Annotated in this window: 17 protein-coding genes; 8 read left to right on the top strand and 9 right to left on the bottom strand. The window is 31.8% G+C overall.

Annotated features, from left to right (window positions below; all coding sequences use genetic code 11):
• Positions 1-63: 63 nt before the first annotated feature.
• From MHM83_RS13675 to MHM83_RS13695, 5 genes are read left to right on the top strand one after another with little or no spacing between them, the layout of a single operon-like run.
• Positions 64-726, top strand: coding sequence for an ABC transporter ATP-binding protein (locus MHM83_RS13675; RefSeq protein WP_047790643.1), 663 nt, complete (start codon positions 64-66; stop codon positions 724-726).
• A gap of 45 nt (positions 727-771) precedes the next feature.
• Positions 772-1323: a CPBP family intramembrane glutamic endopeptidase gene (locus MHM83_RS13680; RefSeq protein WP_047790642.1), complete on the top strand. Its 552-nt coding sequence runs from the start codon at positions 772-774 to the stop codon at positions 1321-1323.
• 1 nt (position 1324) lies between these two features.
• Positions 1325-2089 (top strand): TIGR02757 family protein, encoded by a 765-nt coding sequence (locus MHM83_RS13685; protein ID WP_047790641.1) that lies wholly within the window; start codon positions 1325-1327, stop codon positions 2087-2089.
• 30 nt (positions 2090-2119) lie between these two features.
• Positions 2120-2680, top strand: coding sequence for a PAS domain-containing protein (locus MHM83_RS13690; protein ID WP_053056780.1), 561 nt, complete (start codon positions 2120-2122; stop codon positions 2678-2680).
• A 4-nt stretch (positions 2681-2684) separates the two neighbouring features.
• Positions 2685-3068, top strand: a complete 384-nt coding sequence (locus tag MHM83_RS13695) for a DUF6122 family protein (protein ID WP_206337276.1) — start codon at positions 2685-2687, stop codon at positions 3066-3068.
• On the opposite strand, the gene MHM83_RS13700 is transcribed toward MHM83_RS13695, so the two are convergent.
• Positions 3057-3815: a diphthine--ammonia ligase gene (locus MHM83_RS13700; RefSeq protein ID WP_239180347.1), complete on the bottom strand. Its 759-nt coding sequence runs from the start codon at positions 3813-3815 to the stop codon at positions 3057-3059. The genes MHM83_RS13695 and MHM83_RS13700 overlap by 12 nt on opposite strands.
• A 43-nt stretch (positions 3816-3858) precedes the next feature.
• Complete coding sequence (gene rimO, locus MHM83_RS13705; RefSeq protein WP_239180349.1) at positions 3859-5211, bottom strand: 30S ribosomal protein S12 methylthiotransferase RimO; 1353 nt, start codon at positions 5209-5211, stop codon at positions 3859-3861.
• Positions 5212-5363: 152 nt separating this feature from the next.
• Here rimO and MHM83_RS13710 point away from each other — a divergent pair, with 152 nt between their 5' ends.
• Complete coding sequence (locus tag MHM83_RS13710) at positions 5364-5939, top strand: Crp/Fnr family transcriptional regulator (RefSeq protein WP_239180351.1); 576 nt, start codon at positions 5364-5366, stop codon at positions 5937-5939.
• Between the two features lie 67 nt (positions 5940-6006).
• Positions 6007-7110: an SMP-30/gluconolactonase/LRE family protein gene (locus MHM83_RS13715; RefSeq protein ID WP_239180353.1), complete on the top strand. Its 1104-nt coding sequence runs from the start codon at positions 6007-6009 to the stop codon at positions 7108-7110.
• A 46-nt stretch (positions 7111-7156) separates the two neighbouring features.
• Here MHM83_RS13715 and MHM83_RS13720 read toward each other — a convergent pair whose 3' ends face one another.
• Positions 7157-8668: an amidase family protein gene (locus MHM83_RS13720; RefSeq protein ID WP_239180355.1), complete on the bottom strand. Its 1512-nt coding sequence runs from the start codon at positions 8666-8668 to the stop codon at positions 7157-7159.
• Positions 8669-8913: 245 nt separating this feature from the next.
• A complete protein-coding gene (locus MHM83_RS13725) occupies positions 8914-9270 on the bottom strand; it encodes a winged helix-turn-helix transcriptional regulator (RefSeq protein WP_047790634.1) in 357 nt (118 codons plus the stop codon).
• Positions 9271-9365: 95 nt separating this feature from the next.
• On the opposite strand from MHM83_RS13725, the gene MHM83_RS13730 reads away from it, so the two are divergent.
• Positions 9366-9965 (top strand): nitroreductase family protein, encoded by a 600-nt coding sequence (locus MHM83_RS13730; RefSeq protein WP_047790633.1) that lies wholly within the window; start codon positions 9366-9368, stop codon positions 9963-9965.
• A 48-nt stretch (positions 9966-10013) separates the two neighbouring features.
• Here MHM83_RS13730 and ftsY read toward each other — a convergent pair whose 3' ends face one another.
• The 5 genes from ftsY to MHM83_RS13755 form a co-directional block, all read right to left on the bottom strand.
• Complete coding sequence (ftsY, locus tag MHM83_RS13735) at positions 10014-10967, bottom strand: signal recognition particle-docking protein FtsY (protein WP_047790632.1); 954 nt, start codon at positions 10965-10967, stop codon at positions 10014-10016.
• 263 nt (positions 10968-11230) lie between these two features.
• A complete protein-coding gene (locus MHM83_RS13740) occupies positions 11231-11383 on the bottom strand; it encodes a DUF4295 domain-containing protein (protein ID WP_073183390.1) in 153 nt (50 codons plus the stop codon).
• A 28-nt stretch (positions 11384-11411) separates the two neighbouring features.
• Complete coding sequence (gene rpmG, locus MHM83_RS13745; protein ID WP_013070733.1) at positions 11412-11594, bottom strand: 50S ribosomal protein L33; 183 nt, start codon at positions 11592-11594, stop codon at positions 11412-11414.
• Between the two features lie 27 nt (positions 11595-11621).
• Positions 11622-11861, bottom strand: coding sequence for a 50S ribosomal protein L28 (rpmB, locus tag MHM83_RS13750; RefSeq protein WP_047790661.1), 240 nt, complete (start codon positions 11859-11861; stop codon positions 11622-11624).
• A gap of 165 nt (positions 11862-12026) precedes the next feature.
• Positions 12027-13271 carry a competence/damage-inducible protein A gene (locus MHM83_RS13755; RefSeq protein ID WP_239180357.1) on the bottom strand — a complete coding sequence of 415 codons (1245 nt, stop codon included), beginning with the start codon at positions 13269-13271 and terminating at the stop codon, positions 12027-12029.
• Positions 13272-13283 lie beyond the last annotated feature (12 nt).

A 13283-nucleotide genomic window follows, 5' to 3' on the forward strand; every position in this document is an offset into this window, starting at 1 on the left:
TCAGGTGAGCTCTAAAGTTTATCTGATTTCTTTTTTATACATTCGTACTAAGAAAATAACACTATGATTGTTGCTAAAAACATCCACAAACATTACGGAGAGGTAGAAATATTAAAAGGCGTTGATCTTCATATAAAAAAAGGAGAAATCGTCGCTATTGTTGGTCCATCAGGAGCAGGAAAAACAACCTTATTACAAATTTTAGGAACTTTAGATAAGCCCTTAAAAAATCAGAGCTACGAATTATTGGTCGATGGTGTTTCTATAAAAGATTTAAACGATATAAAAGTTTCTGCTTTCCGAAATAAACATATCGGATTCATTTTTCAATTTCATCAGTTGTTACCAGAGTTTACTGCCTTAGAAAACGTTTGTATTCCTGCCTTTATCGGAGGAAAAGGAAAAGTAGAAACCGAAAAAAGAGCCAAAGAATTACTAGCCTTTTTAGGATTATCACATAGAGAAAACCACAAACCTAACGAGCTTTCTGGAGGAGAGCAACAACGTGTTGCTGTTGCTAGAGCTTTAATTAACGAACCTTCTGTTATTTTTGCAGATGAACCTTCTGGAAACTTGGATTCAACCTCAGCAAAAAACTTACATGAACTGTTTTTTAAGTTACGTGATGAGTTTGGCCAAACGTTTGTATTAGTTACACACAACAAAGAATTAGCAAAAATGGCTGATAGAACACTTACAATGAAAGACGGAATTATTGTTGAATAGTGTAACTATTTAAAGTTTCTTGCTACTAACTAATAAATCAATTCCATGAAAGAAACTTTTCAAGAGCTCATTACCTATTTAAAAAATCCTGTTTTAGAAAAAGATACTAACCAAGATATTTCATATCGATTTCAAAAATTCTTTCATTTACTTATTATAAGTATTATAACAGGTGCTGTATTATCTCCTCTTTTTATCCTTATTCAAGAATTGGGTTGGGTAAATATGAATGAACATGCCATGGAAGAATTATTGAAAGAACACCCTAAATGGTTTATTGCTTTTTTAGCAATTATTTTGGCTCCTTTGTTTGAAGAATTATTTTTTAGAGCTCCCATTACTTTATTTCATCGTAAGAAAACATTTAAAATAAGTTTCTATGTCTTTGCTATACTTTTTGGTTTGGTACACTTAACCAATTTTGGTATTACCACAAACGTACTTTTATTAGCTCCAATACTAGTAGCTCCGCAAACTATTTTAGGCGGTTATTTAGGATTTATTAGAGTTCGTTTTGGCTTAGGGTGGAGTATATTATTACACGCTTGCTATAATGCTTTCTTTGTTTTGCTTAGTTTTGCAGGAGATTTAGCATAAAATGAACAAAAAGGAGCTTAAAGAGTTTTTAGACGAAAAAGTAATACAGTACAACAATCCTGATTTTATTGATAGTGATCCTATTCAAATTCCACACCAATTTTCAGTAAAAGAAGATATTGAAATTGCTGGTTTTTTAGCAGCAACTATTGCTTGGGGAAATCGTAAAATGATTATTAACAACTCCCATAAAATGATGGATTTAATGGGAAGTTCTCCTTATGATTTTGTTCTCAATCATTCTGAAGAAGATTTAGCTAATTTTGACGGATTTGTACACAGAACATTTAATGCCGATGATTTTAAGTTCTTTGTTCAGGCATTAAAAAACATCTATCAGAATCATGGGGGATTAGAAGCTGTTTTAAAACCAAAAGATAAAGCAGATAATTACCAACATGCTATACATCGTTTCAAACAAGTTTTTTTTGAAATCCCTCATCAACCAAGAACTCTAAAACATGTTTCTGACCCTTTAAAAGGCTCTGCATCTAAAAGAATTAATATGTTTTTACGTTGGATGGTTCGCGATAATACCACTGGAGTCGATTTAGGCATATGGAAAACACACTCGTCAGCACACTTACATTGTCCGTTAGATGTTCACACAGGAAATATTGCTAGAAAACTAAAAATACTTACTAGGAAGCAAAATGATTGGAAAGCTATTCAAGAACTTGATCTTACTTTAAGAACGTTTGATAAAAAGGATCCTGTGAAATATGATTTTGCCCTTTTTGGTTTAGGTGTATTTGAAAAGTTTTAATTTTTTACATTTACAAAAAATTATATTAGTATGAAAAACTGTTTTGACAAAATGATGTCTCTTGATATTTATACATCTAACTTAACTAATGATGAGTATTCTAAAATAGCCAATAATCTTACACTCGCTTCCAAAAAAAGTATAAATATTTTAAGTTGGGGAATTCAACAGTTATTTATGAGTTCAACAGTTTCTAATGATATTAATGTTTTAAAAAACTTACGTAAAAACTACAACTGGAAAAATAACATAACTTCTATTTTAAACGAGAACTATTATGAAGCGCTTGTATTAACAGATGTTACAAAAAAAATTATTTGGGCTAACGATGGCTTCTCTAAAATGACTGGATATGATATTGATTTTGTTATTAACAAAACTGGACGTTTTTTTCAAGGAGAAAAGACAAAAGAAAGTACTCGAAAACGAATTAGAAATAAATTATTAAAAGGGAAACCTTTTAAAGATATTATTGTTAATTATAGAAAAGATAAGTCCTACTACAAGTGTGAGTTATATATCATTCCTTTATATAAAAACAGCCCTACAGAAGTTACTCATTTTTTAGCTTTAGAAAAAGAAATAGCTTAGCATAGTGCAACAATTCATCCATTATTTTTTACATTTCGGATTTCCTGTTTTTATCGCTTTCTTCTTTTTTAAAAAAAATTGGATAAAAGTTGCTATAACACTACTAGCAACTATGCTAGTAGATATAGATCACTTATTAGCAAGCCCTATATTTGACCCAAACCGATGTAGTTTTGGGTTTCACCTATTTCATTCCTACTATGCTATTGGAGTGTATGTTATTTTACTTTTTTTTAAAAGACCATACAACATTATTGGCTTAGGGCTATTATTACATATGCTAACCGACTTTATCGATTGTTTGTTTATGTACAATACTTGTAGTTCTTGCCTAGAGAATGCTCCTGCTCAAAGACTATTAGAAGCTATAAATAAATTACTTTTTTAGCTGTAAATCACAGTACCAAAAACTTCTATCATAGTTTTTAGTAGTCGTTTCTTCTAATTTCTTAGTTTTCTTTGAATCTTGATAACAATTGTCATCATCGTTTTTATGTAACGTATACGATTTCAATACCTTCTCTCCTATTTCAAACTCCACAGGTTTCTTAAAAATAGGACCGTCATAACAAAACGTATGGAACTCTCCATTCTCCCCACAAACATCAACTCCATCAGGAAGTTCATTAATAAAACCTTCATCAATAACTCTCCCTACAAATTCTTCTCCTAACAATTTTGCATTCACACAAACAGTAATTGTTTTAAAGCCTAAATCTAAAAACTCTCTAAGTAATTCTTTTGTATCTTGTTTCCAAAGTGGGTAAACACCAGTAATTCCAACCTCTTGTAATTTCGAATCACGATACGCTCTTAAATCCTCTAAAAAAATATCACCAAAAATACCATTTACAAGTCCTGCTTCTTTTAACTCCGCAGTCTTCTCTTTCATTCTTTGATTATATAAATCCATTGTAACCTCAGCTGGAAAATATATTTTTTCTAACGGAATACCAATGCTTTCAGCCTGTGCATTCAGTAAATCCTCATGTAAACCATGCATTGAAACACGCTGATAATCTTGATTTACATTTGTAATCAATTTTTGTACATCGTATTCTTTTTGTTGTAAAATTTTATACAATGCTAATGACGAATCTTTTCCTGAACTCCAGTTAAAATAGGCTTTTTTCATGCGACAAATATGCATAAAAATCCTGCATTGCGCAGGTTTGATTTTATTTTCTCTTTTGATTTAAAGGAACTGGTCTTTCTTGTTTTACTACTGGTTTTCCATGTAAGTCAAAATCACCTGCATCGAAAATTTCAACATCAATAAATTCTCCTAATTTGGTATAATATTCACGAGCATCTACAATAACATCGTTATCTACATCTGGTGAGTCAAACTCGGTACGTCCGTAGTAATATTCACCATCTTTTCTATCAAATAAACATTTAAAAGTCTTTCCTATTTTTTCCTGATTTAATTCCCAAGAAATTTGCGACTGCACTTCCATAATTTCATTCACCCTTCTAAACTTTACATCCGCAGGTACATCGTCTTCTAAAACATAGGCCCCTGTATTTTCTTCATGCGAGTATTCAAAAGCTCCTAAACGTTCAAAACGCATCTCTTCTACCCAGTCTTTTAATTCTTGGAATTGCTCTTCAGTTTCTCCCGGATATCCAACAATTAATGTTGTACGAATTGCCATGTTTGGCACTGCCTCTCGAAATTTATGAATCAGCGAAGTCGTTTTTTCGTGCGTTGTACCACGCTTCATCGACTTTAAAATTTCGGTATTGATATGCTGTAACGGAATATCTAAATAATTACAAACCTTTGGTTCGTTCTTCATCACTTCTAGCACATCCATCGGAAAACCAGTTGGAAAGGCATAATGCAAACGAATCCATTCTATACCTTCAACTTTTACTAATTCTTTTAATAAATCTGCTAAAGCACGCTTTTTATAGATATCCAATCCGTAATAGGTTAAATCTTGTGCGATTAGCATAATTTCCTTAATCCCTTTTTCTGCCAATTTCGTTGCTTCTGTAACCAAATCTTCAATTGGTGTCGATTTATGCTTACCACGCATTAACGGAATGGCACAGAACGAACACGGACGATCACATCCTTCTGCAATCTTTAAATAGGCATAGTGTTCAGGTGTCGTTGTTAAACGCTCACCAATTAACTCATGCTTATAGTCTGCTTCTAAAACTTTTAACAAATTTGGTAAATCGTGTGTACCAAAATACTGATCTACATTGGTAATTTCAGCTTCTAAGTCTGGCTTGTAACGTTCGCTTAAACACCCCGTAACAAACACTTTATCTACTTCACCTTCTTCTTTCTTCTGTGCGTAGTGTAAAATAGTTTCTACACTTTCTTCTTTGGCTTTACCAATAAAACCACACGTATTAATTACTACAATATTTCCATCGTCATTTTCATCTTCATGAACCACTTCTTTACCATTAGCTTTTAACTGCCCCATTAACACTTCACTATCGTAAACGTTTTTAGAGCAACCTAAAGTAACTACATTAATTTTGTTTTGTTTTGTTGTTTTGGTACGCATACTATAAAAATTCGGTGTGCAAAGATACGTTTTAATTGAACTTATTTAACTTTAAACCCCTAAAAATTAGTTTGATTCTTATCCTTGTTTTCGGTAACTTCGTTATTAAGAAACTTGTATGTTTACAAACTACGTTAACCTCTTATTAAAAAATGAACGAACTCAAAAGATTATTATACGACTTAATCGGACTTACTGAAAATGAGTTTAAAACATTTTATAATCAATTAGAAAAAAAAGAGTATAAATCAAAAACATTAGTTATTAAAGAAGGGAGAAAAGCTAAGGATTTATACTTTATTGAATCTGGTTTTTTTAGAACATTTAAAAATATAGAAGATAAAGAGTTTACAACCTATTTTTCTTGCGATAACCAGTTTATAACAGTTTTTGATAGTTTTATATACCAAACTCCTTCTCTTGAGTTTCTAGAAGCTATTGAAGATAGCGTAGTTTATAAAATTTCTTTTGAAAGTTTAACTCAATTATATAAAGAATCTCCCAACTTTGAGAAGTTTGGTAGAGTTTTAGCTGAGCAAAATCACCTTTGTGCACAACAAAGAGTTCTAACTATGCAAACAAAATCGGCTAAAAAAAAGTATTTAGACTTTATTAAAAACTATGATAAAAAAATTGTTTTAAGAGCTCCTCAATACCAAATCGCAAGCTTTCTTGGTATAGCTGCCGAATCTTTGAGTAGGATTCGAAAAGAAGTTACTATTTCCTAACATTTGTCAAGATAGAAATAAATTACTGTCATTTTCTTTGTCTTTATAAATTATAAAAACAAATACAATGAAAATTGCATCATTAGTAAAATACGCTACATTATTAATCTTACTCATTTTTATAACCAGTGTTACTTTTAAATCATGTTCAATTAATCCAGAAGCTTGGTTTCCTCCTACACCTCCTAAATTAGTAGGCGCGCTTCATGAAAATGAACTACTAAGCTCAACTCAACACATCGATTTAGACGGTTGGTATGGGCCTGAGGATATTGCCATAGATAAACAAGGAAATCTATATTGTGGAGTTCATATTTCTGAAACAGACTTTTCAGATGGTAGAATTTTAAAAATTGACACATCGGGAAAAGTTTCTGTCTTTTGTAATACGGAATCTTGGGTTGCTGGTTTACATTTTGACAGCAATCAAAATCTAATTGCTTGTGACTTAGAAAGAGGGTTGATTAGTGTAGATAAAAAAGGAAAAATTACCACTTTAGCAAGTGAAGATGAAAACGGGAACAAGTTTCTTATCCCCAATGATGTAGACATTGCTTCTGATGGGATTATTTACTTTACCAATACTTCTTCTAAAATTCCTTTTAGTAGAACACATATTTGGAAACTATTAATGGAAGCTAAACCTGATGGAGGTCTTTATAGTTACAATCCGAAAACCAAAGAAGTAAAAACACTTATAGAGGGTACTTATTTCGGAAACGGTGTTGCGGTTTCTCAAAAGGATGACTTTGTGTTAATGGTAGATTTGGCTAAATATAGAATTCTTAGATACTGGTTAAAAGGCAGTAATAAAGGAACAACAGATATTTTTCTTGATAACCTACCTGGTTTTCCTAATGGAGTTTCTAGAAGAACCGATGGTAGTTTTTGGCTTGGTTTTTCAACTAAAAGAGATTCTTCTTTAGATGAAATACACTCTAAACCTCTTGTAAAAAAGTTAGTATATGGTCTTCCTCTATTTTTACAACCTAAAGTAGCTCGCTATGGAATGATTATGCATTTGAGTGCTGATGGAGAGATTTTAAAAACTTATTATGACACGACTGGTAAAGTTGTGTCAGAAGCTAGTTCTGTTGAAGAGCATGATGGATATCTTTATCTCGGCGGAGATGTGTCTGGTTATATTGGAAAATACAAATTAGAGAATTAAAATAAAAACTCCCGAATTGGGAGTTTTTATTTTATATGTAGTCCTATTAATGATAATCAACTGGAGTCTTTCTTGCTTTCGTTAGTTTCTCAAAAGCATACCCTAGCTGCAATAATTCTTTTTCAGTAAAAGGCTTCCCTATAAACGTTAAACTAACAGGTTCTCCAGAGTTTTTATATCCCATAGGAACTGTTAATGTCGGATACTTCGCTACTGCTGCAATACCAGAATGATAATTATTAATTGATAGAATACCATCTAAATTTTGGGCTTTTAAAGCTTGTAAAAATTTCTTTCCATTATAACTTAGACTATCTTTTACCACCTCTAACTGAGCTAAACTAGTCGTATCTTTTATTATTCCTTCAAATAGCTGTTGTCCGTAAGGAGCTCTTTTTGTAGAATCTTTTTTATTAAACTCAACCACATCTTGTATATTTTTCACTGTTAGCTTTTTGTTTCCGTGAGTAGCTAAGTATTCAGGTAAATCATGTTTCATATCTATATTTAGCAGCGTAATAAATCCATCAAACGAAATTTCTGGTGGAGTTATCTCTATAATTTCTGCACCAGCTTCTTGTAACTTTTCTACACTTGCTTTATAAATAGAATCTGTTAAAATAGGTTTTAGCACTCCTATTCTTTTTCCTTGGATTGTGTAGCTTTCATTAAGTAATTCTTTAGGTTTAAAATCTTCTATTTCTAAAGAAGCAGCATCCTCATTATCTTTTCCTAGCATCGCTTCAAATAAAATAACATTGTCTACGACACTTTTAGTCATCGGACCTGGAGTATCTAACGTACTTGAAATCGGAACAATTCCTGAGCGACTTAAAACACCAATTGTTGGTTTTAATCCAACCACTGAGTTTTGACTTGATGGTGAAGTTATAGACCCTGCTGTTTCTGTACCTACAGCAGCTACGGCATAGTTTGCTGCTACAGAAACTCCACTTCCTGAGCTAGAACCTCCTGTTTCAAAAACTTTTCTTCCATAAGGATTTAAGGTTTGCCCTCCAGTGGCACTATACCCTAACGGACAATCTTCACAAAAGAAGTATGCCCATTCACTTAAGTTTACTTTTCCTAAAATTAATGCTCCCGCTTCTCTTAATTTTTTGACAATAAAAGCATCCTTGTCAGTTGAGTTGTTTTGTAAAACTACAGCTCCAGCAGTCGTTATCATTCCTGCGGCATCAATATTATCCTTTATCAAAATTGGAATTCCATTCAAGGAAAATTCATTTGCTTCTTTTGATTCTTTATCTTTTGCTCTTGCTTCTTCTAATACCTTTGGATTTAGAGATATAATTGCATTCAAATACTTTGTACTATCACTTTCAAACTTTCGTATTCTATATAAATAGAATAATGTTAGTTTTTCGTACGTGAGTTTTTTATTTGTTATGCTCTTTTGAATAGTTGGAATATCTTTTTCTAAAATTAATGGCTTTAGTTGTTGATATTCTTCTTCTGAAAATCTTGATAGCTCCTTTTCAAAAGGTTTGAGTTCTTTATTTAAATCTAAAAAATGAGACTGAAGTAATTTAAACTGCATTCTCTTTTTCTCGTGATCTTGCTGTTTTTCTATTTCTGATGATTCATCATAGCTTTAAAATATACCTTTACAGCTTTTTGCTTACATGCACTTATAAATAGAAGAGTTAATAATAAAAAAGTAGCTTTTCTCATTGGTCAAATATTTGATAATCAAATGTAATTATAAAAATTGAAAAGTTTTATTTAGGATAACAAAACTGCCTTATTATCTAAACTCTAATAGTTGATAATATACGGAAATTATTATTTAGAATGGTTTGTTACGGCAAAATCTCCCCAGTCTGCGATAGACTGAATTATAGGAATTAAACTTTTTCCTAAATCAGTTAAAGAATACTCTACTTTTAATGGTGGTTTTGAGGTGTACACTTTTCTTTTTATTACACCATCTTCTTCCAAGGCTTTTAACTGTAAACTTAAAGTTCGTTCTGTAACCATTGGAATTTCTTTTCTTAACTCACTGTAACGAAGCGTTCCTTTTATTAAATGAAAAAGAATTACTGTTTTCCATTTCCCTCCAATAACTCCCATAGTAAGACTCGTACAGCAGGGGAACTCTCTTCCTTTAAACTTAAGTGTTTTAGATTCTTGTACCTCCATAATTTATACTATCCTTTTTGACCGTTATTGCAAAGATAAAAAACTATACTTACTTTTGATACTATAATTTTTATAGTTTAATTAAAAAATAGAATATGAGCTTTATAACATCAATGCAGCAACGTTATACAACAAAAAAATATAATGCTTCAAAAAAAATTGAATCAGAAAAAATCAAAGAGTTACAACAGGTTTTACAATTAAGTCCTTCTTCAATAAATAGCCAACCATGGAAATTCACTTTTGTTTCTGACACTGATACTAAAGAACAACTTTCAAAAGTATCTTGGTTAAATACTAGCAAGGTTATTGAAAGTGATACCATTGTTGTTTTTAATCGAATTAATGATATTGATTTGTTTGAAAAACAAATTGAAGAAGAGCTCCCTGAGGGTGCTGTTGGTTATTATAAAGAATTTATAAAGCCAAAACCTGAAGAAGAAATTAAAGCCTGGTTTAACAGACAAGTATATTTGGCTTTAGGAGTTTTTTTAAGTGCTTGTGCTGAAATGGGAATCGATGCCACTCCAATGGAAGGTATTGAACCAGAAAATTATGACAAAATTTTAAACAACAAAGATTACGCAACTGTTGTTGCTGTGGCTATTGGCTATAGAGATGAAGAGGATTTTAATCAACCAGACAGAAAACCTAAATCGAGATTGGCTTTTAACAAGGTTATTGAAACTGTTTAGAATAAAAAAACTCCCAAATTGGGAGTTTTTTTATTTACTTATGTTTTTCTATTTAAAAAACGAATCTACAAATTCATGTTTGTTGAATACTTGTAGGTCATCAATACCTTCTCCTACTCCAATATATTTCACAGGTATTTTAAATTGATCTGAAATTCCGATAACAACGCCTCCTTTTGCGGTACCATCTAATTTAGTTACTGCTAACGAAGTTACTTCTGTTGCTTTCGTAAATTGTTTTGCTTGTTCAAAAGCATTTTGTCCTGTTGAACCATCTAACACTAACAATACATCGTGTGGTGCATTTGGTATTACTTTTTGCATTACACGTTTTATTTTTGTTAGCTCATTCATTAGGTTTACTTTATTATGTAAACGTCCTGCAGTGTCGATAATTATAACATCTGCTCCTTGATTTACACCTGATTGAACTGTATCAAAAGCTACAGAGGCAGGATCGGAACCCATTTCTTGTCTTACAATTGGTACGTCTGTTCTATCTGCCCAAACTTGTAGCTGATCTATTGCTGCGGCTCTAAAGGTATCCGCTGCTCCTAAAACAACTTTTAACCCTTTCTTTTTAAATTGTGAAGCTAGTTTACCTATCGTAGTTGTTTTTCCTACTCCATTAACACCTACAACCATTAACACATAAGGTTTCGTATTTGCTGGAATAGTAAAATCGGTGTCGTCACCAGTATTGGTTTCTGATAATAAACCCGCTATTTCTTCACGTAAAATTTGGTTTAGCTCTTCTGTTCCTAAATATTTGTCGCGAGATACACGTTCTTCTATTCTATCTATTATTTTCAGGGTAGTTTCTACTCCTACATCAGACGATACCAATACTTCTTCTAAATTATCTAATACATCATCATCAACCTTAGCTTTACCAGCAACTGCTTTTGATAATTTAGAGAAAAAACTTGTTTTGGTTTTTTCTAATCCCTTGTCTAAGGTTTCCTTTTTCTCTTTAGAGAAGATTTTCTTAAAAAAACTCATTTTTAAATTTTATAATCGCTTACATAGGTTAAAAACTATACCATTTTACTAATACAGTCAAATTGTCATTGTTCCACAGCTTTAGTGTTAAGGATTGAGGCATTTATTAAAGCTCTCCCGATACTTCGGGAAGCGACTGCCGAAAGCCCGACTTGCTAGGATAATTCCCAAATCTTTAACGTATTCAAAAAACTTGAGACTGTCAAATATAAAAAAAGCTACTCTCTAATGAAAGTAGCTTTTCTTTAAACTGTATACAAGAATTACTTTTTTGCTAAAAAGTCATTCACGCTTTCTGGATCCATAATAGCTTCAACAAATGTATAAGCTCCTGATTTTGGAGACTTTACCATTTTGATAGCTTTGGTTAATCTTTTTGAACCTGTTTGTAACGATGCTACTGATTTCTTTGCCATTTTATATTAAAGTTTACGCCGTAGCTTATTATTTAATTTCTTTATGAACTGTCATCTTCTTTAAGATTGGATTAAATTTCTTTAATTCCATTCTATCAGGAGTATTCTTTTTGTTCTTTGTTGTAATATAACGAGAAGTTCCTGGTTGACCAGAAGCTTTGTGCTCAGTACACTCTAAAATTACTTGAACTCTGTTTCCTTTTTTTGCCATCTCTCTAAAATTTTATCTAGTAAGGAATTATTTAGTTAAGAAACCTTTTTCTCTAGCTTCTTTAATAACCGCAGAGATTCCTTTTTTATTAATATTTTTTAATGCAGAAGCAGATACTTTTAAAGTTACCCATTTATCTTCTTCTGGAATATAGAAACGCTTAGTCATTAAATTAGCGTTAAATCTTCTTTTAGTTCTATTTAAAGCGTGAGATACATTGTTACCTACCATCGCTTTTTTTCCTGTTAATTCACAAACTCTAGACATCTTCTTGACAGTTTTTAGTGTTATTTCTAAACGAGGTGCAAATTTATGCATTTTAATTTACTGCACAAAAATATTCTCGATTAAATTTTAATTAATTTTAATCTTTTCAAAACTAGGCTCAGCATCTAACCTATTTGGAAGCGTAACGGCTGCAAAAATACTAATTTATTTTAATATGGCAGCTTGTAAAAGTTCTAAAGATTTGGTTACCGTTCTATTAATTACCTTTTCTCTTGGCTCCCCAAAATTAAACTCATAAACATCTACTCCACTTTTAGTTGCTATACCAATATATACCAATCCTACACTTTTATCATTATGATCGGTTGTTGGACCTGCATTTCCTGTTACAGCTATCGCGTAATCTGTTTGTAACTTCTCCAAACATCCTTTTGCCATTGCTAAAGCTACTTCTTTACTTACTACCGTATATTTATCAATAACTTCTTTAGAAACATTGAGTAGTTGTTCTTTTAAAGCTGCTGTATACGTAACGAATCCTCCCATAAAATATGAAGATGCTCCTGGAACTGAAACTATGGTTGACGCTATTTTCCCTCCTGTTAAGCTTTCTGCTGTAGCAACAGTTTTCCCATGTTTTTTTAACAGTTTACCCACTTCTTTTTCTAAAGATGTTTCATTATCATCTCCAACGATAATTTCTGGTATTAGCATATATAATGCTGCAACTTGCTTTTCCATCTCTTTCACTAATACCTCTTTATCTTTTCCTTTAGCTGATAAACGTAAACGAACACGTCCATAAGATGGCAAGTAGGCTAGCTTTATAAAATTAGGTAAACTCTCTTCCCAATCAGAAATTCTTTCTGCAATAATTGTTTCCCCTGTACCTACCGTCATAATTGTCCTATGTAAAATGAATGGCAATTTAAAAGTAGACCGTAGCTTAGGCAATACATGATACTTCATTAACCCTTTCATTTCATATGGTACTCCCGGAAGAGATACAAAAACAGTATTATTTTCATAGAACCACATTCCTGGTGCAGTTCCTAAACGATTCATTAATAAGGTTGCTTTCGAAGGAAGCTGCGCTTGATACTTCTGTATTTCGTTGAACGGATGATTAACTTTTTTGAATAGATATTTAATATTATCAATTACTTCTGGATATTCAATAATCTTTTCATCTTTAAAATATTCAGCAATTGTTTTTTTAGTAATATCATCTTTTGTAGGTCCTAACCCCCCAGTTATTATCACAATATCTGCTCTACTTTCTGCTTCTTTTAACGCATTTAAAATATGTTGTTTTTCATCCTGGACTGAGGAGATTTGATATACCGAAATTCCAATTTTATTAAGTTCTTGACCAATCCATTGTGAATTGGTATCTATAATTTGTCCGATAAGAATTTCATCTCCTATCGTAATGATTTCTGCATTCATGTATATATCTAA

This window comes from Tenacibaculum sp. Mcav3-52, assembly GCF_022347665.1.
In the GTDB taxonomy this organism is placed as follows: Bacteria; Bacteroidota; Bacteroidia; order Flavobacteriales; family Flavobacteriaceae; genus Polaribacter; species Polaribacter mesophilus.

Bases quoted from the DNA above. Each gene is read 5' to 3' on its own strand.
- MHM83_RS13715 (WP_239180353.1), top strand. From the start codon at position 6,007: ATGAAAATTGCATCATTAGTAAAATACGCTACATTATTAATCTTACTC.
- MHM83_RS13700 (WP_239180347.1), bottom strand. From the start codon at position 3,815: ATGAAAAAAGCCTATTTTAACTGGAGTTCAGGAAAAGATTCGTCATTA.
- ftsY (WP_047790632.1), bottom strand. From the start codon at position 10,967: ATGAGTTTTTTTAAGAAAATCTTCTCTAAAGAGAAAAAGGAAACCTTA.
- MHM83_RS13720 (WP_239180355.1), bottom strand. From the start codon at position 8,668: ATGCAGTTTAAATTACTTCAGTCTCATTTTTTAGATTTAAATAAAGAA.
- MHM83_RS13730 (WP_047790633.1), top strand. From the start codon at position 9,366: ATGAGCTTTATAACATCAATGCAGCAACGTTATACAACAAAAAAATAT.
- MHM83_RS13685 (WP_047790641.1), top strand. From the start codon at position 1,325: ATGAACAAAAAGGAGCTTAAAGAGTTTTTAGACGAAAAAGTAATACAG.
- MHM83_RS13690 (WP_053056780.1), top strand. From the start codon at position 2,120: ATGAAAAACTGTTTTGACAAAATGATGTCTCTTGATATTTATACATCT.
- MHM83_RS13740 (WP_073183390.1), bottom strand. From the start codon at position 11,383: ATGGCAAAGAAATCAGTAGCATCGTTACAAACAGGTTCAAAAAGATTA.
- rpmG (WP_013070733.1), bottom strand. From the start codon at position 11,594: ATGGCAAAAAAAGGAAACAGAGTTCAAGTAATTTTAGAGTGTACTGAG.
- rpmB (WP_047790661.1), bottom strand. From the start codon at position 11,861: ATGTCTAGAGTTTGTGAATTAACAGGAAAAAAAGCGATGGTAGGTAAC.
- MHM83_RS13675 (WP_047790643.1), top strand. From the start codon at position 64: ATGATTGTTGCTAAAAACATCCACAAACATTACGGAGAGGTAGAAATA.
- MHM83_RS13710 (WP_239180351.1), top strand. From the start codon at position 5,364: ATGAACGAACTCAAAAGATTATTATACGACTTAATCGGACTTACTGAA.
- rimO (WP_239180349.1), bottom strand. From the start codon at position 5,211: ATGCGTACCAAAACAACAAAACAAAACAAAATTAATGTAGTTACTTTA.
- MHM83_RS13725 (WP_047790634.1), bottom strand. From the start codon at position 9,270: ATGGAGGTACAAGAATCTAAAACACTTAAGTTTAAAGGAAGAGAGTTC.
- MHM83_RS13755 (WP_239180357.1), bottom strand. From the start codon at position 13,271: ATGAATGCAGAAATCATTACGATAGGAGATGAAATTCTTATCGGACAA.
- MHM83_RS13680 (WP_047790642.1), top strand. From the start codon at position 772: ATGAAAGAAACTTTTCAAGAGCTCATTACCTATTTAAAAAATCCTGTT.